Origin of the sequence: Rudanella lutea DSM 19387 (genome assembly GCF_000383955.1) — a bacterium.
Taxonomy (GTDB): Bacteria; Bacteroidota; Bacteroidia; order Cytophagales; family Spirosomataceae; genus Rudanella; species Rudanella lutea.
The window spans coordinates 2,338,694-2,361,300 of record NZ_KB913013.1 but is presented as its reverse complement, the minus strand read 5'-3'; the positions used below and the strand labels follow the sequence as shown (position 1 = coordinate 2,361,300).

The 22,607-nt window shown below is 55.9% G+C and carries 15 protein-coding genes (1 of these 15 cut by a window edge); 9 read left to right on the top strand and 6 right to left on the bottom strand.

Features of this window, described 5'->3' with window-relative positions; translation table 11 throughout:
- Positions 1-43 precede the first annotated feature (43 nt).
- Both RUDLU_RS0109785 and RUDLU_RS0109780 read left to right on the top strand, forming a co-directional pair.
- Positions 44-2,929: a PVC-type heme-binding CxxCH protein gene (locus RUDLU_RS0109785; RefSeq protein ID WP_019988195.1), complete on the top strand. Its 2,886-nt coding sequence runs from the start codon at positions 44-46 to the stop codon at positions 2,927-2,929.
- Between the two features lie 39 nt (positions 2,930-2,968).
- A complete protein-coding gene (locus RUDLU_RS0109780) occupies positions 2,969-4,249 on the top strand; it encodes an FG-GAP repeat domain-containing protein (RefSeq protein WP_019988194.1) in 1,281 nt (426 codons plus the stop codon).
- A gap of 28 nt (positions 4,250-4,277) precedes the next feature.
- Here the strand turns inward: RUDLU_RS0109780 and RUDLU_RS0109775 are convergent, their stop codons facing one another.
- Entirely contained in the window at positions 4,278-5,039 is a 762-nt protein-coding gene (locus RUDLU_RS0109775) for an HpcH/HpaI aldolase family protein (RefSeq protein ID WP_019988193.1), read from the bottom strand.
- A 165-nt stretch (positions 5,040-5,204) separates the two neighbouring features.
- Here RUDLU_RS0109775 and RUDLU_RS0109770 point away from each other — a divergent pair, with 165 nt between their 5' ends.
- Together RUDLU_RS0109770 and RUDLU_RS0109765 are read left to right on the top strand one after the other, a co-directional pair.
- Positions 5,205-5,957: a dioxygenase family protein gene (locus tag RUDLU_RS0109770; RefSeq protein WP_019988192.1), complete on the top strand. Its 753-nt coding sequence runs from the start codon at positions 5,205-5,207 to the stop codon at positions 5,955-5,957.
- Between the two features lie 31 nt (positions 5,958-5,988).
- On the top strand, positions 5,989-6,675 hold the full coding sequence (locus RUDLU_RS0109765) for a pirin family protein (protein ID WP_019988191.1): 687 nt from the start codon (positions 5,989-5,991) through the stop codon (positions 6,673-6,675).
- Positions 6,676-6,746: 71 nt separating this feature from the next.
- On the opposite strand, the gene htpG is transcribed toward RUDLU_RS0109765, so the two are convergent.
- The 3 genes from htpG to RUDLU_RS0109750 all read right to left on the bottom strand — a co-directional run bounded on the left by htpG (position 6,747) and on the right by RUDLU_RS0109750 (position 10,678).
- Entirely contained in the window at positions 6,747-8,630 is a 1,884-nt protein-coding gene (htpG, locus tag RUDLU_RS0109760; RefSeq protein WP_019988190.1) for a molecular chaperone HtpG, read from the bottom strand.
- A 308-nt stretch (positions 8,631-8,938) separates the two neighbouring features.
- Entirely contained in the window at positions 8,939-10,264 is a 1,326-nt protein-coding gene (gene hemG / locus RUDLU_RS0109755) for a protoporphyrinogen oxidase (RefSeq protein WP_019988189.1), read from the bottom strand.
- 12 nt (positions 10,265-10,276) lie between these two features.
- Positions 10,277-10,678 carry a DUF4296 domain-containing protein gene (locus tag RUDLU_RS0109750; RefSeq protein ID WP_245581651.1) on the bottom strand — a complete coding sequence of 134 codons (402 nt, stop codon included), beginning with the start codon at positions 10,676-10,678 and terminating at the stop codon, positions 10,277-10,279.
- Between the two features lie 167 nt (positions 10,679-10,845).
- Between RUDLU_RS0109750 and RUDLU_RS0109745 the strand changes: the two genes are divergently transcribed.
- Together RUDLU_RS0109745 and RUDLU_RS0109740 are read left to right on the top strand one after the other, a co-directional pair.
- Positions 10,846-11,703 carry a DUF58 domain-containing protein gene (locus tag RUDLU_RS0109745; protein ID WP_019988187.1) on the top strand — a complete coding sequence of 286 codons (858 nt, stop codon included), beginning with the start codon at positions 10,846-10,848 and terminating at the stop codon, positions 11,701-11,703.
- Positions 11,704-11,794: 91 nt separating this feature from the next.
- Positions 11,795-17,395, top strand: coding sequence for an alpha-2-macroglobulin family protein (locus RUDLU_RS0109740; RefSeq protein ID WP_019988186.1), 5,601 nt, complete (start codon positions 11,795-11,797; stop codon positions 17,393-17,395).
- A 174-nt stretch (positions 17,396-17,569) separates the two neighbouring features.
- On the opposite strand, the gene RUDLU_RS0109735 is transcribed toward RUDLU_RS0109740, so the two are convergent.
- Together RUDLU_RS0109735 and RUDLU_RS0109730 are read right to left on the bottom strand one after the other, a co-directional pair.
- Positions 17,570-19,666 carry a BatA domain-containing protein gene (locus RUDLU_RS0109735; RefSeq protein ID WP_019988185.1) on the bottom strand — a complete coding sequence of 699 codons (2,097 nt, stop codon included), beginning with the start codon at positions 19,664-19,666 and terminating at the stop codon, positions 17,570-17,572.
- Between the two features lie 173 nt (positions 19,667-19,839).
- Positions 19,840-20,391: a cob(I)yrinic acid a,c-diamide adenosyltransferase gene (locus RUDLU_RS0109730; RefSeq protein WP_019988184.1), complete on the bottom strand. Its 552-nt coding sequence runs from the start codon at positions 20,389-20,391 to the stop codon at positions 19,840-19,842.
- Positions 20,392-20,574: 183 nt separating this feature from the next.
- Here RUDLU_RS0109730 and RUDLU_RS0109725 point away from each other — a divergent pair, with 183 nt between their 5' ends.
- From RUDLU_RS0109725 to tyrS, 3 genes are all read left to right on the top strand, one after another.
- Positions 20,575-21,090 (top strand): hypothetical protein, encoded by a 516-nt coding sequence (locus tag RUDLU_RS0109725; protein ID WP_027302919.1) that lies wholly within the window; start codon positions 20,575-20,577, stop codon positions 21,088-21,090.
- On the top strand, positions 21,077-22,321 hold the full coding sequence (locus RUDLU_RS0109720) for an S-adenosylmethionine:tRNA ribosyltransferase-isomerase (protein WP_019988182.1): 1,245 nt from the start codon (positions 21,077-21,079) through the stop codon (positions 22,319-22,321). The genes RUDLU_RS0109725 and RUDLU_RS0109720 overlap by 14 nt, the downstream gene beginning before the upstream one ends.
- Positions 22,322-22,436: 115 nt before the next feature.
- A protein-coding gene (tyrS, locus tag RUDLU_RS0109715; RefSeq protein ID WP_019988181.1) for a tyrosine--tRNA ligase crosses the window boundary here: on the top strand, positions 22,437-22,607 show its beginning. 1,131 nt of this gene lie beyond the right edge of the window; only the first 171 of its 1,302 coding nucleotides appear in the window; it begins with the start codon at positions 22,437-22,439; its stop codon lies beyond the right edge, outside the window.

The window sequence follows — 22,607 nt, the reverse complement described above, 5'->3', positions numbered from 1 at the left end:
AGCCCCTACATCACTTTGTTTCTGAACGATTGCCCCCTTAACCATGAACCGTTTTTGTGTACGCATCTCTCTGCTCTGGACGGGGTTGCTGCTGGTATCGCCCGATGGAATACTGGCGCAGACTGCCAAAGCCCGACCTGCCGACCGGTCGAACCCCGCCGACACCGCCAAAATTGACCGCGACTACGCCCTCGAAGCGACCATGCTCGGCTATTTTGCCAAAGATGGCTCGCGCAATCCGACCCTGAAGGCCAACAAAGGCGACCGGGTTCGCATCACGATCACCAACGGGGAGTTGATGACGCACGACATTGCCCTCGAAAAGCTTGGTCTCAAGAGCAAAACCTTGCAGGAGAAAGGCAGCCAAACGAGCATCACGTTCCGGGCCGACCAAAGTGATACCTATTATTGCACCGTGCCGGGGCACCGCACGGCCGGCATGGTGGGTATAGTTGAAGTCGTTGAAGGAGCCATCAGCACGGCCACCGTTGCTGGGCAGGTGCCCACTCGAAACGGCCAACCGCTCAACCTTGGTTTTGAGTCGGGCTCGCTTAGTGACTGGACCGCTACCGGCGATGCCTTCGCTAACCCGCTCGTCGATGCCGACCCCTCGCCCGTGCACGAGAAAGACATGACCATCAATTTTGCTGGGAAGTACTTTCTGAGCAGTGGGGGCACGGCCAACTACAAACGTACCGGTACCCTCACATCGGCACCCTTCACCGTTACGCAGCCGTTTGCCGCGTTTCGGGTATCGGGCGGAGCCTTGCAGGATACCCGCGTTGAGCTGGTAGAGGCCGCTACCAACCAGGTTATTTTTCACAGCACCGGGCAGGGGCGGGCCACCTTGCAGCCGGTTGTGGTGGCATTGCAGCCCTATCTGAACAAGGAAATTTTTATCCGAATCATCGACAACGAGACGGGCATTTCGCAAATTCCCTACATTCCGAACGACAAGTGGGCGCATATCAACTTCGATGAGTTTCTGTTTTACCCAACCCGCCCTTCATTCCCGAATGAGTTGAAGCCGCAGGATATCATTATTCTGCCCCCGCTTGACCCCGTTCTGAACGCCGGCCTGTCGGGCCCGGAAGCAGCCAAAGCCATGACCCCGCCCAAAGGATTCAAGGTGACGCTGGCGGCTGCCGAGCCCGATGTGGTGCGGCCCATTTGTTTCACGGTCGACTGGCGGGGTCGTTTGTGGGTGGTAGAGGGGCACACCTACCCCGTACCCGCCCCCGAAGGGCAAGGCCGCGACCGCATCCTGATTTTTGAAGATACCAATGGCGACGGCACCCTCGACAGCCGTAAGGTATTTATGGATGGCCTCAACCTCGTGAGTGGAATTGAGGTAGGCATGGGGGGCGTGTGGCTGGGGGCAGCCCCGTACCTTCTGTTCATTCCGGCCGATTTTAAAACGGATAAACCGGCTGGCCCTCCGCAGAAACTCCTCGACGGCTGGGGCACGCAGGATACCCACGAAACGCTCAACAGTCTGCGCTGGGGCCCCGATGGCTGGCTCTATGGCAATCATGGGGTATTTACCCACTCCAAGGTGGGTAAACCCGGTGCACCCGATTCGGAGCGAACAAAGCTCAATGCGGGCGTTTGGCGGTTCCACCCAAAAACAGGGCAGTTTGAGGTCTTTGCCGAGGGAACGAGCAACCCCTGGGGCATTGATTTCAACGATTACGGCCACGCTTTTATCACGGCCTGCGTGATTCCGCACATGTACCACATGATTCAGGGCGGGCGGTATGTGCGGCAGGCGGGGAAGCATTTCAATCCCTACACCTACGACGATATCAAGACCCATGCCGACCATGTGCACTGGGTAGGGGAGCGCGGGCCGCACGCGGGCAATTTCCGTTCGGCATCGGCCGGGGGCGGTCATGCCCACGCGGGGGCTATGATTTACCTCGGTGGCAGCTGGCCGCAGGAGTACCGCAACGATGTGTTCATGAACAATATCAACGGAGCCCGACTCAACCGCGACCATCCGGCCCGCGCGGGGTCGGGTTATACGGTAAATCACCGCCCCGATTTTCTGGCCATGAACGACTCCTGGTCGCAGTGGCTCAATATGAAATACGACGCGAGCGGGGCGGTTTGGGCGATTGACTGGTACGACAAAAATCAGTGCCACAGCTCAAACCCTGATGTGCACGACAAAACGATGGGACGGATTTTTAAAATCACCCACGAAAACGACAAGTGGGTGCAGGTTGACCTGTCGAAAGCCTCCGATACCGAGCTGGTGCGGTATCAGCTGCACGCCAACGAGTGGTACGTGCGGCAGGCCCGCACGCTGTTGCAGGAGCGCGGTCCCAACAAGAAAGTACACAAGGCGCTCAAAGAAATTCTGAAAACCAACCCCGACCCAACGCGCAAGCTGCGGGCGCTGTGGGCGTTGCACGTAACCGGTGGCCTGACCGAAGCCGAACTGACTCAGTTGCTCGACCACGAGAACGAATACGTCCGCAGCTGGGCGATTCAGTTGTTGGCCGAAGACAAGGCGGTATCGCCCGAAACCCTCAAACGAATGGGGCAGCTGGCGCAGCAGGATAACTCATCACTGGTGCGGCTCTACCTTACGTCGGCCATGCTCCGGCTCGACCCGGCGCAGCGTTGGGAGGTGCTTGAAGCCCTCGTTCAGAAAGAAGCCGACAAAGACGATCATAACCTGCCGCTGATGCTCTGGTATGCGTCGGAACCGCTCGCGGAGGTAGATATGAAGCGGGCGCTGGCGTTGGCGCAGAAGTCGAAAATGCCGAAGCATTTGCCCTATACCGTGCAACGAATTGCGGCTATCGGCACCGACGATGCCAAAAAACTCCTTAAAGAACTAAACGACCGGGTGGGCCAAATGGGGCATTCGCACGAAGCCCATGAGTTGCAGACCCTGATTGCCAAAGTGCTCAATGAGTAGCCGGTAAGCAAAGTCCAACCCTTTTTCAGTCAAATACCCATGAACCGAAACTATATAAGCTACTGGGTGCCCGCGCTGTTGTTGCTGACCGGCCCGCTAACTCACGCGCAGGAGCCATCCAAAACGCTGTTTGACGTTCGGAAACAGCAGTCGGCCAACACCCCCGACCGCGCACCGGCCAGGGCGGTGGTACCCGCCGGAAACTTTAAAAAAACCAAGTTGACCGGCGATTTTCTGTCGGAAGGGGTAGCCGTGGCCGACCTGAACAAAGACGGCAAGCTCGACATTGTGGCTGGCTATTACTGGTTCGAAGCCCCCAACTGGACCCGCCACGAAATGGCCCCTTCGCGCACCTTCGACCCGCGCAAGGAGTACAGCAATTCGTTTCTGAATCTGGGCATGGATGTGAATCAGGACGGTTGGGACGATGTGGTGATTGTTGATTTTCCGGGCAAACCGGGCTTCTGGTTCGAAAATCCCAAACAGAAGTCGACCAATTCGCCCGTTGCCTGGACAAAGCACATTCTGGCCGATTCGGTTGGGATAGCTAATGAGTCGCCCAATTTTGTGGATATCGACGGCGACGGGCGGCTCGATATTTTGTGCGGAGACCGGGCCAAAAAGCAGATTGTCTGGCTTAAATCGCCCTCGAAACCGGGTGAGACTACCTGGAAACGGTTTGCCCTGACCGCTGAAAATGTACCCGGTACCGAGCCGTTTTCGCACGGGATCGGCTACGGCGACATCGACAACGACGGGTTGAACGACGTGGTGGTGCGTGAGGGCTGGTTCAAAGGCACGGCCGACAAACAGGCGGGCAATTGGGTGTTTCGGCCCGCCAACCTCGGTGAACCCTGCTCGCACATGCAGGTGCTCGACGTGAACGGCGACGGACGCAACGACGTGGTGAGCGCATCGGCCCATGCATTGGGGGTTTGGTGGCACGAGCAGGTAGTGGATGAAGCGGGCAAAATCAATTTCCGGACGCACCTCATGAGTAACACGACTGCCCAAACCCACTCGTCGATTATGGCCGACCTGAACGGCGATGGCCGGGCCGATTATATCACGGGGAAGCGGTTTCTGGCCCACCACGGCCGCGATCCCGGCGATAGCGACGCGGCTATTCTGATGTGGTTTGAGTTTACCCCTGGCAAAGCTCCTTACTTCAAAGAGCACATTATTGACAATGATTCGGGCTCGGGCCTGAATGTGGTGGCGCAGGACATCAACGGCGACGGGAAGCCTGATATCGTGGTTGCCAATAAAAACGGGGTGTATCTCTTTGAAAATGGAATAAAAAGCAAGGGCAAACGATAAGCCCCAAACCCAAAACGGTAAACACACCTCACCCGTGGTTGGCCCGAAAGGAATCCACAATGGCCTGTCCGGTTTTCCACAGAAACGAGGCATCTGTACCAACCGCTATGAACTGCGTACCACTTTCCAGCTCGGCCGGTACCGATTCGGGCTGTAGCGTAAAGATTCCCACCGGGATGCTGCGTTGTCGGCATCCTTTTTTTATGGTCTGAATGGCAGTCTGAACGTCCGGATGCCCCACTTCGCCCAGACGATTGAGGCTGCCCGATAAGTCGTAGGGGCCGATGAAAACGCCATCAATCCCCTCGACCGCCAAAATAGCGTCGAGGTTTTCGACGGCCCGGATATGCTCAATCTGAATAATGACCGCCGTACGGGCATTGGCCTCGCGTACGTACTCCGCAAATCGGCTTCCGTAGCCGTGCGCCCGCCCTATACCCACACTACGGGTGCCCACGGGTGGGTATTTTGCCCCGGCAACGGCCTGCCGGGCCTCGTCGGCGGTGTTGACTGATGGAATAATCAGACCGTCGGCACCGGTATCGAGAGCTTGTTTCAGGCAGACCGGGTTGTTTTCGGCAACACGCACCAGACCGTGGCAATCGCCCCGGATAGCCTGGAGCTGACGCTGTACGTCGAGTGGGCTCAGGGTGCTGTGTTCCATGTCGATAAACAGCCAGTCGAACCCGACCGACGACAGAATTTCGGCAATTTCGGGGGTTGGTAGCGAAACGAGCGTACCAAGCAGGGGCTTGCCGTTCTGAAGCTTTTGGACAAACGATGGTTTCATGAAACCGAAAGTAGTCAGGATTTGCGGGTTCGTCGGCACATTTGGCTTCTTTACCGATAGGGAGGGCTGTTTATGCAACGAAAAGGTCCATTTGCGCCGTAACGTGATATAAAGCGTTGTGGTTAATCCTGACCAAGGCGTCTAACCACTTAAATCCCTGTTAGCATGGAACGAAACGAGTTTTTGAAGCGCGGCTTCGGCAGTTTACTGAGCCTGACCGCCATTATGCCCCTGATGGCGGCTTGTAGCGGCACCGAGGTCGACCCGGCGGCTACGTCAACATCGGGCAGTAGCACGTCAACGGGTTCAACAAACGGCAGTTCTTCATCCGACTGTACCGTGACTCCCACCGAAACAGAAGGCCCGTTTCCGACAAAAGTACCCGCCAATTTTGTGCGGAAAGACATTCGGGACGGCCGTACGGGTATCCCGATGACCATGAACATCACCATCAAAAATGCTAATGCGAGCTGTGCGGCCCTCGCCGGTGCGTTGGTCGATGTATGGCATTGTGATAAAGATGGCTATTACTCAGAATACGGCGGAACGGGGATGCAGAGTGCGAACTTCACCGCCGTTAGTTTTCTGCGGGGGCGGCAGGTGACCGACGCCAACGGGGCCGTAGGTTTCACCACTATTTTTCCGGGTTGGTATTCGGGTCGGGCTCCGCACATTCATGTACACATTTACAACTCGGCGGGGAAATCGCTATTGGTGACGCAAATCGCGTTTCCGTATGCTACTACCAACACGGTGTACACAACGGGGCAGTCGTATGGCTATACCAAAGGTGCGCAGGACACCCTCAACGAGCGCGACAATGTGTTCAGCGACGGGTTTACCACCGAACTGGCTACCGTGTCGGGGAGTGTATCGGGTGGCTATGCCCTGACGCACACGATTGTGGTGAAAGCCTGACAGAAAAATCCGCCCAGTGGGGTGGTTATGCATGGATACCCAAACCGACGTACAGATTTTTCTGGCCACCGAACGGGGCTGTTCCGAATCCGAAGGGCTTCGGAGTTATCATACCTTCAACTTCGGGGCTTACCGGCAGGAGGGTCGTCGGCCATTCGGAGCGTTGCAACTGCTCAACGACGATGTGTTGCGGCCGGGGGCGAGTCTTTCGCTCCGGGTTGAGCAGCCAACCGAGGTATTGCTGCTGCCGCTTGTGGGTGGGCTTGGGTATGGTTGTGGGGGTGTATCTGACTTCCTGGAGCCGGGGCAGGCCGGGTGGTTCTCGTTGGCGGCCAACGAATCGTACACCGTCACGAACCCCTACGAAACGGAGTACATTAACGTACTGCACATCTGGCTCACGGTTGATACGGCCGAGAGAGGCTCTAAAATCCAGACTGTTTCGATTGATTTCGGCCACCGGAACGCATTGGTGGCATTGGGTAGCCCAGTGCCCCATGCCTGTTGTATCGGGCTGTTCGATGGGCGAGCTGAGGGTGTTTACTCCTTGACCGATGCGCAGGCCAATGTATTTGTTCTGGTGTTGCAGGGCGCTTTTGAAGTAGCGAACCGCCTACTCGAAGCCAAAGACGGTCTGGCCCTCCGAAGTGTTCAAGATGCCCAAATCGAGTTCGAAGCGCTTTCGGAGAATGCCATTTTGCTGCTCATTGAATGTTAAGCTTGTAAGGTGCACACAAGAAAGGGGCTGACTTTCCAAACCAGCCCCTTTTTTGTGTGCATACGTTCTGTTTACAACTGCTCTACCGACCGGCGCACAAACGCGGTTAGGTCGGCACCGGTGAGCATATTTTGCGACAACAGCGCCAGATCGTACACCTGTTTTACCAGAGTTTTCTGGGCCTCGGCGTCGGTTGTGCTCAGAATTTTGCTCGTGAGCGGGTGGTTGGCATTCACGGCCACGTTGTAGGATACGGGCAGTGAGCCGTAGAACGACTGCTCACCCGACAGAGCCGACATGTCTTTCATCCGGCGGATAAACTCAGGCATCGTAATCGTTACCGGTAGCTCATCGGCGGGCATCGACTCTACATTAATGGCCAGAGACTTATTGTCGAGGGTCTGCTCAAACAGCTCTTTCAGCTTCGTCCGGTCTTCTTCCGAGAGTACACTTTCGGTATTGAGGCCCTTGTCGATCAGCTTGTCGAGCGTATCAGCATCTACGCGCTTAAACGACGTTTTTTCCAGCTTGTATTCAAGGGCGTTGATAAAGTGGGCGTCAATCTGCGTATCCATCAGCAGCACATCGTACCCGCGCCGGTGTGCCGACTCAATATATCCGTGTTGTTGCTGCGCGTTGGTCGCGTACAGCATCACGACCGTCTCGCTCTTGTCGGTTTGGTTGGCCTGTACATGCTCGCGGTATTCGTTGAGCGTAAAGTAGCGCGAGGGCGCACCCGACACTTCGGTATTTTTGAGTAGGACAAAGTCCTTGGCTTTCTCGTAGAACTTGTCGTCGCTCAGGATACCGTACTTCACAAACAGACCAATGTCGTCGAATTTGGCTTCGTAAGCGGCCCGGTCGGCTTTGAAAAGGTCGTTCAGCTTATCGGCTACCTTGCGGGTGATATAGCTGTTGATCTTCTTCACGTTCGAGTCGGCTTGCAGAAACGAGCGCGACACGTTGAGCGGAATGTCGGGTGAGTCGATAACCCCATGCAGCAGCATCAGGAAGTCGGGCACCACGTCTTTTACCTCGTCGGTGATAAATACCTGACGGCTGTAAAGCTGAATTTTTTCGCGCTTGAACTGAAAACCGTCTTTCAGTTTCGGGAAATACAAAACCCCCGTCAGGTTGAACGGATAGTCAACGTTGAGGTGAATCCAGAACAGGGGCTCCTCCGACATGGGGTACAGCTCCCGGTAGAAATTCTTGTAATCGTCGTCGGTGAGGTCCGAGGGCGTTTTAGTCCAGATCGGTGTGGTGTTGTTAATCACCTTACCGTTAAACTCAATCGGGATGGGCAGGAATTTGCCGTACTTTTCCAGAATACCCTGCAAGCGGTATTCATCCAGAAACTCTTCCGAATCTTCGGCAATGTGCAGAACCACGTCGGTACCGCGTTCGGTGCCGCCCGACACCCGGCTTTCGGCGGGGCCAATCTCAAACTCGGTCGAACCGTCGCACACCCAGCGGCTGATAGGCTCCTCATCGCGGTACGATTTCGAAATAATTTCAACCTCTTTGGCCACCATAAAGGCCGAGTAAAACCCTAAGCCGAAATGACCGATAATGGCTTTCTCATCGACCTGCCCGCTTTTATCCTTGTATTTTTCGATAAACTCGGTAGCCCCCGAAAACGCAATCTGATTGATGTATTTCTGGATCTCGTCGGCGCTCATCCCGATACCCCGGTCGCTGATCGTGATCGTTTTGGCTTCTTTATCGAACGCCACGGTCACCTTCAGGTCGTCGCCCAGTTCGCCATTGTATTCGCCGTACGAAGCCAGTTTTTTGAGTTTCTGCGTCGCGTCGACTGCGTTGGAAACCAGTTCGCGCAGGAAGATTTCGTGGTCTGAGTAAAGAAACTTCTTGATAATCGGGAAGATGTTCTCGGTATGAATCGAGATCTGCCCGCGTTTAGTCCCTTCTTTTTCGTTCTGTACCGCTTCCATAAAGGATGAGTATTTAGGTAACTGTTTGAAGAATACGTGTGATGTCGGTTTATCTCCAAAAGTTGTTCCAGAGCGGGTCAGTCTGACAGATTGTCACGATAGCACTTCAGCTAACCAAAACGATAAACTAACGTGAATTATAAAAAAATGCTGGCGTACAGGGCCGCTTCGGTGTTCCGATTCGACAGGCTCAGTCTGACATTTGGTTTGAGCGCTGCTCGTCAGCCTGAGCCTGTCGAATCGGAACGCCGAAGCGGCCCTAAGCGTCAGCCATTTTCAATAACTCACGATACACTAAAAACGGAACATCAGTCGCCCGAAACCGGCACGCCAAACTGCTGGGCCAGCGTCTGGCTCTTCCGAATACAGTCGGGCAACGAGATGCCGCCGTACCAGTTAGCACTCACGTACAGGTTGTCTGTTTCGAGGGTGGCAATGAGGGGCTTGGTAGCCGCCAGGTTGGCGTCGTACTGCGGAATGGCGTGTTCCCAGCGCACGAGCCTGCGCCATACCGGTGCCTGTGCCCGGATGTTCAGGCTTTCGGACAGTTCGCGGTGCACCTGCTCGAAAATCTCAGACTCAGGCTTACGGGCGTTGTCGGGGGCTTGCTTGCCGCCCACAAACGTAGTTAGCAACACCTCGTCGTCGGGGCAGCGGTACCCAAAAATGGAGCTACTCCAGATATGCCCCGCGCAGAACCGGTTTTCTTTGGCGGGGTTGAGCCCCCCGAAGCCATCGAGCGGGTAACCCACATCGGCGCGTTTGTAGGCTGAGTGGACGGCCGTCATGGGCGGGTATTCAATTTGGCGCAGAGCCGCCGAAAGAGCGGGTTGAATGGTCTCCAGCAGGTGTGCCGCCGGGCCAGTAGGTGTCGACAGTACCAGCTTATCGAATGAGTACGTGCCCGAAGCCGCCGTTACCTGCCAGCGCCCCTCAGGGAGTGGCTGCAAGTGGCTCACGGCATCGTTGAGCGATAACCCGTTCAGGTTGGCTGCCAGGGTGAGCGGGAGGGTTTGCATCCCATCACGAAAACTGAACGACTGCCGCCGTTCGCCCGAGCGGTTTTTAATAAATCCCCGAAGCACCGAGCCGTACTCACGTTCGTACTGAAGCAGTACCGGAAACGTTTCGGACACGAGGAGCCGCTCCGGGTCTCCGGCGTAGATGCCCGCTACAAACGGCGCCAGCGCATAATCGACAATTTCGCCTGAAAACCGACGGCGGAAAAACTGCCCCAGCGTTTCGCCCGGCGGGGAGGTTGTTTTGTTGTTCCGCTCGTTGAAAATGGCCCATTTCGTTTTCCAGCTGAAATACGAACCCAGCAGAAGCGCGGGCGGACCCGAGGGTAGTTCGCGGTACTGGCCGTTGCGGAAAATAAACCGGGCTTTGCTCACGGGTTTGGCCATCTCGATCTGCCCGGTCAGGCCCAGCTCGTCGAGCCAGTTGAGTAGTTCGGTACCGCCCAGCAGCGAGTTGGGGCCAATTTCGCGCAGGTAGGCACCCTCGCGCTCCGATTGGATATACCCGCCAACACGGTCTGAAGCTTCGAAAAGCCGATACGGAATACCGCGTTTTTGGAGTTCGTATGCTAACGTCAGGCCCGAAATGCCCGCTCCGATAATGCCTACATGCATGGCTTGGTGGTTTTACTGGGGTCGCTGAAGAGTACCCGAACCTACAGTGGCGCGGGTGGCTGTAGCGGTGCTGGGCGCGGTAGTCGATGTGGAAGAGACATTGCTCATTTTTTGCAGTTCCTTCGTGACATTGGCGTAGATAGCCTCCAGCTTGTCGGGGTGCGCTGAGTAATAGATATAACTCTTGCGGTACGCCGACGTATCGACCCCATATTTCTTCAAGATACCCGTTTGAAGTCGCTTGAAAATAAGGGTCGACGAATCGGTCGACCGGAGGGCGTACCGACCCACCTGGGCTTCGGCCAGATGAACCTGCGTCAGAATCCGGGCCATTTTGTCGGCTTCGACTAAGTTGTCGGGTTTCTCAACGCCGTCGTTGTCCGAACAGCCACTGACCAACAGCAAAAGGGCCATAAAAACCCCGGGGATACGGTGCGTACTCATTTTCGATTAACTTTCGGGTGCGAAACTACAATTCGGATGCGTACCAAATACTGAGTATTATCAGTTACTAACATACATTAACATCAATAGGTGCGGTTTGGGATGTCCATAAACCACCCATTGTCTGCAACGAACGCATGGATGAATTTCTTACCCGGCTCCGACACATCGAAATCCGTATTCGTAAGGCGGTGAACAGCCAGATGCGGGGTAGCTTTCGGTCGGTATTCAAAGGGTCGGGGCTTGAGTTTGCCGATCTGCGAACCTACCAGTACGGCGACGATGTGCGGGCTATCGACTGGAACGTGTCGTCGAAAGGGCATGGTACGTTTGTAAAGGTCTTCCGGGAAGAGAAAGATCAGACGGTTTTCTTCGTGGTCGATGTGAGTGCCTCGCAACGGGTAGGCTCGCAGGAGCGCACCAAACTCGACGTGACCAAAGAGGTATGTGGCGTGTTGGCGATGTCGGCTATTCGGGAAGCCAGCCACGTGGGCTTGTACTGTTTTTCGGACCAGAAAGAGCTATATATCAAGCCCGCCAACAGCATGAAAAGCGGTTATCAGCTCATTATGAGTCTGTTTAAACTCCAGCCGCAGTCGATCCGAACGCGCCTGTCCGACGCCCTGCTGTTTACGCTCAATGTGCTCAAACGGCGGAGTGTGGTAATTCTGCTGTCCGACTTTATCGATACCCAGTACGAGCAGAGCCTTAAAGCCCTCGCCCGTAAGCACGATTTGGTCGTGATTCATTTTTACGATCAACGCGAAGTCAACTTGCCGCCTTTGGGCATTATTCCGGTGTACGATGCCGAAACGGGCCGTACCAATTGGGTCAACACCTCGTCGCGGGCGTTTCGGGCGGGGCTTCAGAATACCTTCAACGACAACCGCGCCCGGCTCGAGCGTCTGTGCAAGCAATACAAAGCAAATTACCTCGCCCTCGACACCCACGACGATTACGTACCCAAACTGGTCGATTTATTCAGGGTACGCTGAGCACAGCTGTTACCTTTCACTCATCGGGTCTTGCAAGGAGGCTGTCAATTCGGCATATTTCCGCGTTAATCGTCACGATTTCATATCAGCTATGCTAACCCCCCAGCGTACACGTCACTACATTGCCTATTTCGTTTTCTTTATCCCGCTTTTGCTTATCAATTGCTCTCGGCTATCGTTCAACGAGGTGTCGGTGGTGGGGCGTAACTTTGAGGACGAAGTGGAGCAAACCCAAAATCTGAGTTTTGCTTTCAATAAAAATGTGGCTCCTGCCGGTCGGCTTCAGGAGTGGGACTCTACCGAGTATGTACGGTTTAAGCCGGCCGTGCGGGGTAAGTTTAAATGGGTATCAGAAAACGAGCTGATTTTCTCGCCTGCCGTGGCTTTCGACCCCGCCACCGATTACCGTGCCGAACTAACCGATAAGCTGCTGACCCACGTCACCGACAAAGACCTGACGCTTTCGGGTGAGGAGATTGCGTTCCATACGCCCTACCTTCAGCTTACCGGTACTGAAAGCTGGTGGACTCGTTCGCGTGAGACGGGGCAGCCCGTGGCTAAGCTTCGGCTCAATTTTAATTATCCCGTGTCGGCGGGTGAGGTGGCCGGTAAAGTGAACATCACCGCCGAAACCGACAAAGCCCTCACCACCCAGGCTCCGACGGCCGTGGAAGGGCAAGCCGCCGTAGCCCTCACTCTGCCCGATGCCCCCGCTTCGAACAACGAGCAACCTCTGAAACTCAAAATCGATAAAGGCATTAAAGTGCCCAATACCGGTTACACCAGCCAGGAGGTGATCGAGCAGGGAGCATCGTTGCCCAACCGCCAGGCCGTAGACGTGGTAGATGTGCAAACGGGTTTCGACAAGAAGGGAGCCGCGGGGGTACAGGGGTTTGCCCGTGTTATAACAACCCAGGAGTTGCAGCCGGGTCGTTTGTCGGAATACTACACGATTCAGCCCGCCGTGGAAACAACGGCCGAACTGACCGAAAATGGTTTCATTATCCGGGGCGATTTCAACGAAACCGACACCTATGTGCTGACCCTCACTGACCAGATTCGGGGGGTACTCAATACCCAGTTGGCCGAGCCGGTAAGCCGCGATCTGTTTTTCGGAAAAATGCCCGCCAGCATTCAGTTTGCCAATAAAAAAGCCATGTACCTCTCGTCGAAGGGTGCGCGCAACGTGGGCTTGTCGATTGTCAACGTACCCAAGGTGCAGGTCAAAATTGCCAAACTGTACGAAAACAACATTCTGCATTACCTCAAAGGCGGGCGTTACGAGGAGTACGGCGAAACGGCCGACGGAAATTGGTCGCCCACGGGGGCCTATACGTACGTCAACGACGAGGAGGGACAGTATAGCAGTGTGCTCGTCAACAAGACAGTCGAAACCACCGACCTGCCTAAGGTCCGGGGTGTTTCGGCCCTCAACATCGCCGTGCCCGACGGCCCCGGCAGTACCCGCGAGCGGCCCATGCGGGGCGTGTACCTGATTTCGGTGGGGTCGGCCGATGAAGCGTATCTGAGCGCGAGCCAGCTGGTTTCGGTGTCGGATATTGGCCTGATTGCCCGGCGTACTAAAACCGACGTACTGGTGTGGGCCAAGTCGATCCGAACGGCCGAAAACCTACAGGGTGTGTCGGTGTCGCTCATCAGCAGCAACAACCAGTCGGTGATGACCATCAAGACCGATGGCGATGGCCTGGCCCGGTTCGAAAAAGTAGACGAGCGAGCCCCCGGTTTCACCATGGCAATGGTGACTGCCTCCCTTGAAGCAACTAACGGCGAGAGCGATTTCAACTTCCTATCATTGGCCGATACCGAGGTCGAAACATCGCGGTTTGAGGTGGAGGGCAAGCGCGACAACACCTCCGGTTTCGAAGCCTTCGTGTACGGCGACCGCAACATTTATCGGCCCGGCGAAACCATCCACCTCAACACCGTGGTGCGCAATGCCCGTTGGGAGAGCGTGGGGGCTATCCCGCTCACCTTGCGGGTTTTGTTGCCCAACGGGCGCGAGTTCCGCAGCCTACGCAAGCAAACCAACAGCGAGGGGGCCGTAGCTACCGATATTCCGCTCGACCCGGCGGCTGTTACGGGCACGTATACCGTGGAGGTGCTCAACGCCAACAACGTGTTGCTCACCTCCGAGTCGATCAGCGTGGAGGAGTTTATTCCTGATCGCATTAAAGTGGATGTACTCACCGACCGCACTGTGTACCGAAGCGGTCAAACCATCACGGTTTCGGCTACGGCAACCAATCTGTTTGGGCCGCCCGCTGCCGACCGGGCTTATGAGCTCGAACTCCAACTCAAGCGAAAGGCATTTGTGGCCAAAGGGTTCGAGGATTTTGGCTTCACGATCGGCGGTATGGATGCCCTCGAAAAACCTGAGGGAGCCTCGGCCGGTACGATCGTGAAAGATCTTCGGCAGGGCCGTACCAACGCCAATGGGCAGGCTACCGAGCGGTTTCCGGTGGCGGCTACGTTTGCCGATATGGGCGTGCTCGAAGGCAAACTATTCTCCACGGTATTTGACGAAAACGGTCGGCCAGTCAATCGGCTTCGGCGGTTTGATGTGTTTACGCAGGACGTCTTCTTCGGTGTTCGTGCGGCCGATACCTACGTGACTACCAACGCCCCGCTAGCGTTTGAGTCGGTGGCCCTCGACCGCGAAGGGCGGTTGCGGCCGGGCGCTCAGTCGACGGTGCAGATTGTCCGGTATGATTATCAGACGGTGGTCGAAAAAAACAGCAACGGAGTGCTCCAGTACCGTACCAGCCGTCGCGAAAAACCGGTGTACACCAACGCCCTGACGTACAACGGGGGGCGGGCATCGTTCCGGTACGTACCTACCGTGTCGGGGGAATATGAGGTGCGCATCCGCCGGGCTGGGGCTACGACTACGGGCTACACCTTATCTAAATTCTACGCGTATGGCTTCAACAGTACCACGGCTTCGTCGTTTGAAGTGAGTCAGGAAGGGCAGGTGCTGATGACGTTCGACAAGGCTACCTACGAAACCGGCGACCGGGCCAAAGTGCTGTTTAAATGCCCGTTCAACGGGAAGTTGCTCGTGACCATTGAGCGCAATCGGGTGCTCGAACACCGCTGGCTCGACATCACCGACAAATCGGCCGAATGGAGTTTCCCATTGGGTAACGACCACCTGCCCAACGTGTACGTGACGGCTACACTGATCCGGGCCATGGAGTCGCCGGATGGGGTAGAGGCCAACCTTCCGCTGACCGTCGCGCATGGCTTCGCGCCCGTGACGGTGTCGGACAAAAGCACGCAGTTGCCCGTCGAGATAGCGGCTGTTAGTGGGTCGCGGTCTAAAACCAAACAAATCATTCGGGTCAAGACGAAGGCTAATGCTCAGGTGACTATTGCCGTGGTGGATGAGGGAATTTTGCAGCTGAAAAATTTTCAGACGCCCAACCCACATGGCTTTTTCTACCAAAAGCGGGCTCTGGAGGTTAGCAGCCACGATTTGTACGCGCAGCTTTTCCCTGAATTGTCTCTCAAAAGCAACCGGTCGAGCTTCGGGGGGGATGGCTACAACCTCGAAAAACGGGTGAATCCGCTCGCCAACAGTCGGGCCAAACTCGTGGCGCAGTGGAGCGGTATTCTGGAGACCGGCTTCGATGGCGAGGCCCAGTTTACGGTCGATATTCCGCAGTTCTCCGGCGATTTACGGGTGATGGCGGTGGCCTACAAAGGCGAGGCTTTCGGGTCGGCCAGTCATAATCTGAAGGTGGCCGACCCGGTTGTGATTAGTGCCGGGGTGCCCCGGTTCCTTTCGCCCGGCGATGAGTTGAACCTACCCGTAACCCTCAGCAACACCACGGGTAAAGCCATGCCGGTATCGGTTCGGCTGGCGGTCAACGGGCCGCTCGATATTGTGCAGGACAGCGCATCGGCGTCGGCAAGCCGGCTTACCCTGCAACCGGGCCGTGAGGGGCGGGTCATGTTTCGGGTACGGGCCAGGCAAGCTACCGGTGCGGGAGCTATCCGGGTGGCGGTGCAGAACCTGACCGACGGTCGTTCGGGCGAGACCTTCACCGATCAAACCGACATTACTATTCGTCCGGCGGCTTCGCTGGTCAAGCGGTCGCAGTCGGGAGTAGTGGCAGGTGGGAGTGCCCAAACGATTGGGGGCGCGGCAACCGCTTACCTCCCCGGTACGGCCCGCACCAGTCTGGTCTTGAGCCGTTCGCCCGTCCTGCAATACGGTCGTGAGCTGTCGTATTTGCTGGGCTACCCGCACGGCTGCCTCGAACAAACCATCTCGAAAGCGTTCCCACAGCTTTACTTTGCCGACCTGACCCGCACCATCGGCCAAACAGCCAATGTATATTTTGTACGAAACGGCGATTCTGACCTCAATCCGGCTTTCAACGTTCGGGCGGCTGTGGAGCGAATCGAAGGAAGTCAACTGTTCAACGGCGGGTTTGGCATGTGGCCCGGAGGTACCGAAGCTGCCAAACCCGACGATTGGGTGACGGCCTACGCGGTACATTTCCTGACCGAAGCCGACCGGGCCGGTTATGAGGTTCGCGGGGCTACACTGAGCAAAGCCCTCGATTACCTGACGGCCCTCACCAGCACGCCCGCCACCGAAGACGAGGCCGTGTACGACGAAACAGGCTCGTACTCGGTGCGCAAAGTAGCCAGCCGAACGCACATGTATGCCCTCTACGCGCTGGCTTTGGCGGGTAAGCCCAACCGCCCGAGCATGAACTACTACAAAAATTCGGCGGTGCTCACCACCGACGCCCGCTACCTGTTGGCGGCTGCGTTTTTCCGGTTGGGCGACACGCGCAGTTACGGCGCTCTGCTACCCAAGCGGTTTACCGACACCTCACGGGGCCGTTTGTCGGGAGGTAGTTATGCGTCGCCCATTCGGAATCTGGCGTTGGTTCTCGAAGCCCTCATGGCTACTGACCGCGACAATCTTCAGATTCCGACGCTGGCCCGCCAACTGTCGGGTGCGGTACGGCAGGCTTCGTATCTGAACACGCAGGAGTCGGCCTTTGCGTTTCTGGCTTTGGGTAAATTGGCCCGTCAAAACGCCGGGGCTACTGTAACGGCCACAGTTTCGGCAGGTGGGAGGGCGCTGGGCAATTTTACCGGTGCTGATTTGTTGCTGAAACGAGTGCCCCAAAGTGCGGTCAGTATTCGTACGGGCGGAACCGGGAGTTTGTACTACCTGCTGCAGTCGGAAGGGATTCCGGCCGATGGCCCTACCCCCGACGAAGATAATGGCCTGACCGTACGCCGGGAGTATCGCGACCGAAACGGTAACCCGGTGGGTAGTATCCGGCAAAACGACCTGATTGTGGTGAAACTGACCCTTGCCAGCACCAACGGTCTGGAGGTTCCCAACGTGGTTCTGACCGACTTGCTGCCCGCTGGCTTCGAGATCGAAAACCCCCGGTTGGTGGGTGAGCAACGTGACATGAAGTGGATGGAGGGGGCTGCCAAACCCGATATGCCTGATCATTTCGACGTGCGCGACGACCGGATTAACTTCTACGTAACGGCTTCCGGCGAAACCAAAACGTATTACTATCTCGTGCGGGCCGTTACCCGTGGTACGTTTACGGTGGGAGCCGCTTCGGCCGATGCCATGTACAATGCCGAGTTGCGTAGCTATTCGGGAGCCGGAAAAGTCCGGATTGAGTAGTGATTGAGCTAAAAGACAAAGGGCTGACATCTTCGTTTGATGTCAGCCCTTTGTCTTTGTTATCATGCCCCATCGGGGCTGCCTGTTCATAGCTCAGGAAATGCATCAGGCCGGTTTACCCCGTTAGGGGTTCTCCGATACACGCCCACAGCATTTTTAAGAATTACAATGTGCTTAAACTCCTTTCATAAACCGCACCAGACCAATTTCGAGCAGCAGAAAGCCGAGGGCCGCCAGCAGAAAATACTTCCAGAGACTCTTGCCTAAGTTTTGCTGTTCGAGCACCTGCACAAAATCACCGTCCTGAATACTGTCGAAAACCTCTACATTAGGCTGGTTCGCAAATGCCCGGCGCAACTCAGTAGCCGAGTAAAAGTCCATGGCCGATTCACGGTTGCCGTGATTGAAAGCCAATAACCGCTCCGTTTTGCCCGCTCCGTCGCCGTTTGAGAGCTGTAACTCGTAATAGCCCGCTTCTACGTTCTGCCCGTTGGCCAATTCATTGCTCTTGGGCATTTCGAGCAGCAACTGATTCCCTACCACACGCTGTACCGGAATAATATCGAGTTTGTCGCGCTTCAGTTTATACACCGTTTTCTCCGACGGATTAGTGACCGGAACCGTAATGAGGTTATCGTCGAACGAATACGCTGTGCGTTGGGCGCGCACGCTCAGAGCGGCCATCTTGTACATAACCGGCACAAACAGGGCGTGCTCAGCCAGGTTGCCGTAGCTAGGCGTGAGTGGGTTCGCCAGTACGTACACATACCCACTGCCAACCCGGTTCTGGCTCAACAACGTTTGCCCATCGCGAAGGGCCAGTAAACGGTTGCCACCGCTCCACCGCCAAACGGGCACAGCCCCCGGCAGGTTGAGCGGCTCCGACTGGAAACTGCGCTGGAACACATCGCTAAAGAACGGACTGTTGCGGTCGGGGTCGGCCAACGAGATAGGCGTGTTGCCGGGTGCGGGCGGAGTCGCCTGTAGGCCGTTGACGCCCAAACCGCCCAAAAACGAAGCATACGACGTGGCATCCGGGTTGGCGTCGGGAATAACCGTGATGCTGCCCCCCTGCCGCACAAACCGGTCCAGCTCGTTGCGGAGGGTACCGCTCACGGCCGGAACCCCCTCCAGCACCACGAGGTCGGTTTCTTTCAGCAACCCAACATCAAAGTTCTGGGCACTGAAACTCCGAAACTGAAACAGACTATCGTTTGAATACACCGTACGAATATAATCGACCGGCCGGGCACCGGTTAGGCTGGGGCCGGTCAGGTGCATCACCCGAATTGAGGGCGAGGCTTCGATCACAAAGAAATATTCGTTGTCGAACGTGATTGGGTAATCCTCAAACACAATCCGGCCCCGGTGAAACCCCTTCGATGTCACGTTGAAGTTGAGCGATACCGTAGCAGCCCCGCCGGGCTCCACATTGGCTGAGGCCGTTGAGGTTTGGGTATCGTCGAGGTACAACCGCACCGGTAGGTTGCGCACCGTTTCGCGGCCACCGTTGCGCAGGGTTACGTTTACGCTGTTATTCTGCATCTCGCGGATAAAGGGCGTACTGAGCCACACCGAGTCCACGTAGATATTTTTGGTTGGCTGGGCGTCGAGCGGCACAATGAAAACCCGGTCGGTTGTGTCAACCTGTAACCGGTTGAGGTCGCCCACGGTGCTTTTCTGGAAATCTGAAAACCAGAAAAGCTGGTTGCGTCCGCCCGGATTCAGCGACGACAACAGGTTGCGTTGCCGCCGGTACACGGCTTCGAGTGTGCGGGGCGTATGCGCAAAGCGGACACTCGTCACGCGGTCACGCACGGCCTCGGCCGTACCAGCCCGTTGCTCTTCGGCCGAAAAGTCGTTGGTGAGCAACTGGAGCGATGTAGCGTTGCGAAACAGTGTCAGCAACTCGTCAAGTTTGCCCGTAGCAATGTCCAGATACCGCTTTTCGTTCAGCTCGTTCTGCATACTATACGAGTTGTCGAGGTAGAGGCTGGTCACCCCTTGCCGCGACAGCCCGAGCTTGTTTTGACTGGGGATGAACGGCTGGGCAAACGCCAGTACCAGACAAGCCAGAAACAGACACCGGGCCAGCAAAATAAGCCAGTGTTTAAGCCGCCGAAACGATTTGGTTTCGGTCTGCACTGTCTTCAGGAGCGCTACATTGGTGAAATACACCCGGCGCGTCCGCCGAAAGTTGAACAGGTGAATGGCAATAGGTACCGCGAGGGCCAGTAAGCCAAACAGAAACGAAGGATTGACGAAGCTCAATGTCTGAACTGTGATTAGGGAGAGTTTATGGTTTTTGGTTTATCATTTTGGTCTGACCTGGCGTGCTATAACTATCCGGTAGTAAGTAGCACGCCCATAAACCCAAAACTATAAACCCAAAACCAACAACTATGAACTAAAAAAGATAAACCCAAAACCTGCCTGAGCGCGGTTCAGACCCTCGGTTTCCAGGCGACCTCTTCGGCCTGGAGTTCATGGGCCATTTTCCGGCTCAGAACAAACAGGTAGTCCGACAACCGGTTCAGGTATTGGATCACCAGCGGGTCTACCGGGCCTTCATCGTTGAGGGCAATGACCAGGCGCTCTGCCCGGCGGCATACCGTGCGGGCGAGGTGTGCATACGATACCGACTCGTGGCCGCCCGGCAACACAAAAGCGCGTAACTCGGGCAGCTCGGCGTCCATATTGTCCATCGCCTGCTCTAATAACGTTATGTCGGCCTCGTCAATATCAGGTATTGGCTTCCGCACCGTTTTTTCTGGGTCGCTGGCCAGTGTGGCACCTACCGTAAACAGGCGGTCCTGTATCTCCTTGAGTAAATCGCGCCGACCCGCATTAATTGCCTGATCCCGCACCAGCCCAATCCAGGCATTCAGTTCGTCGACGGTTCCGTAGGCATCAATTCGTATATCGGCCTTGCTGACCCGGCGACCGCTAATGAGCGACGTTTGGCCGGTATCGCCGGTCTTGGTATAAATCTTCATAACGAGGGTTGTTTCTGTCCCATTTTATTCGTGTTCCCAAAAATGGGCAATAAAGCCCACGCGAACGCCATTTCTCTCGGAAAAAAACGAAACGACCGCTCCGAAATTGGAGTTAATAAAGCAGACACTGTCTAAACACGCGCCACCGGCCGTAACTTTGCACCCCAATTGACTAATGTAACCATGCGAACTGGCACTTTTTTCGTCCGGGCGTGGCGGATCATCTCCGTCCTCGGATTAGTTTTTATTCTGATCAACAGCTATATATCATATCCATCGCAGGTAGCCGTTATGTTCAACTCCGCCGGGTTGGCAACGCAGTACCTCGACCGTGAAACCCTGTTCTATGCAGCGGTGGCTATTTTCCTGATCAACAACGTCCTGATCAACTCAATAGCGCGTCTTATCCCTAAACTGCCTACCGAAAAAATTCCGGTGGCTGCGGCCTGGGCCAGCCACCGCGATAGCCTCAACGAGGTGCTGGTCAACTGGTTTTACGCGCTCATGGCGGCTGTCAATACCATTCTGGCGTTGTCGCTGTTTGTTTTGTCGATGCTTAACCGCTCCGATTTTCAGGTCGATGGCTACACCTACGGCTGGCTCTTGCCCCTGAGTGTGTTTATTCTGGCGAGCGTGATTATCGCGCTGCCAATCCGACTCATTCTCATGAAACCCTCCAGCAACAATGAGTTTGCCTGATTTGGCTTCGAACCTCCCATTATCTTTACAGGAATTCCAGTACGATCTGCCCGACGATCGGATTGCCCGCTTCCCGCTGGCACAGCGCGATGCGTCCCGGTTGTTGGTCTATCAGCAGGGCCAGATTCGGCACGCGGGCTTTCGCGAATTGGCTCAGTTTGTACCCGCCGACAGCTTCCTGATTTTCAATAATACGAAGGTTATACCGGCCCGGCTGCTGTTTCACAAACCGACGGGTGCCCTGATCGAACTGTTTCTGTTGAGTCCCGTAGCTGCTGACGGGCGCGACACGCCCCCGCCCATGCTCGAAGCCATGGAGCAAACCGGCTCGTCGGTATGGCAGTGCATGATCGGCAACCGGAAACGCTGGAAGCCCGACGAAACGCTGCAAACCACGCTTCAAGCGCCCGATGGACCCGTGAAGCTCACGGTTGGCTATGTCGATTATGAGCGCTCAGTGGTAGAGTTTAGCTGGCAACCCGCCACCGAACCATTTGCCCACATTATTCATCTGGCTGGGCAGATTCCGTTGCCGCCTTATCTCAAACGTGACGTTACCGACGCCGACCGCGACACGTATCAGACCATCTATAGCCGCAATGAAGGGGCTGTAGCAGCCCCGACCGCGGGCTTACACTTTACCGATGCGGTGTTTGCGTCCCTCACCGAACGCGGCATTGGTCATGATTACCTGACTCTGCATGTAGGGGCCGGTACGTTTCAGCCGATCAAAACCGATGACCCCCGGCAGCACACTATGCACGCCGAGCAGGTGGTGTACACCCGCCAGAATCTGGAAAATATCCGTCAGCATCTGGACCGGCTGTTACCAGTGGGAACTACGTCTATGCGGAGTCTGGAAAGTTTGTACTGGTTTGGGGTGAAATTGCTTCGGCAGGAGCCTAACCCGTTTCAGCTCGATCAGCACATGGCCTATGCTATTCCGCCCAACGAGCAACCAACAGCGGCAGAGTCCGTAGAGGCCATGCTTCGGTATATGGATACCCACCATACCGATACGGTTGTGGCACACACGTCTATTTATATTACGCCGGGCTACCAGATGAAGATGTGCCGCGGCATCATCACCAATTTTCACCAACCGGGCTCTACGCTTATCCTGCTCATTGCTGCTTTAGTGGGCAACAACTGGCGTACTATATATAAGGAAGCACTCGACAACGAGTATCGCTTTTTGAGCTACGGTGATTCGTCGCTGTTGTTGCCATAAATTCTAATTTTGCAAACTAAGGAGGAGAGGAACGAAAGGGAGGATAGAGACAAAAGGGATAAAAAGCCTGCGTCCTTCTTCCTTTTCTTCCCCTTACTCCCTTCTCCTTTCACGTATGAATTTCATTGAAGAACTCCGTTGGCGGGGCATGCTGCACGACATGACTCCCGGAACCGAAGAGCAGCTGACCAAAGAAATGACGGCTGGGTATATCGGCTTCGACCCTACGGCATCGTCGTTGCATATTGGCAATTTAGCCACCATCATGCTGCTGGTTCATTTTCAA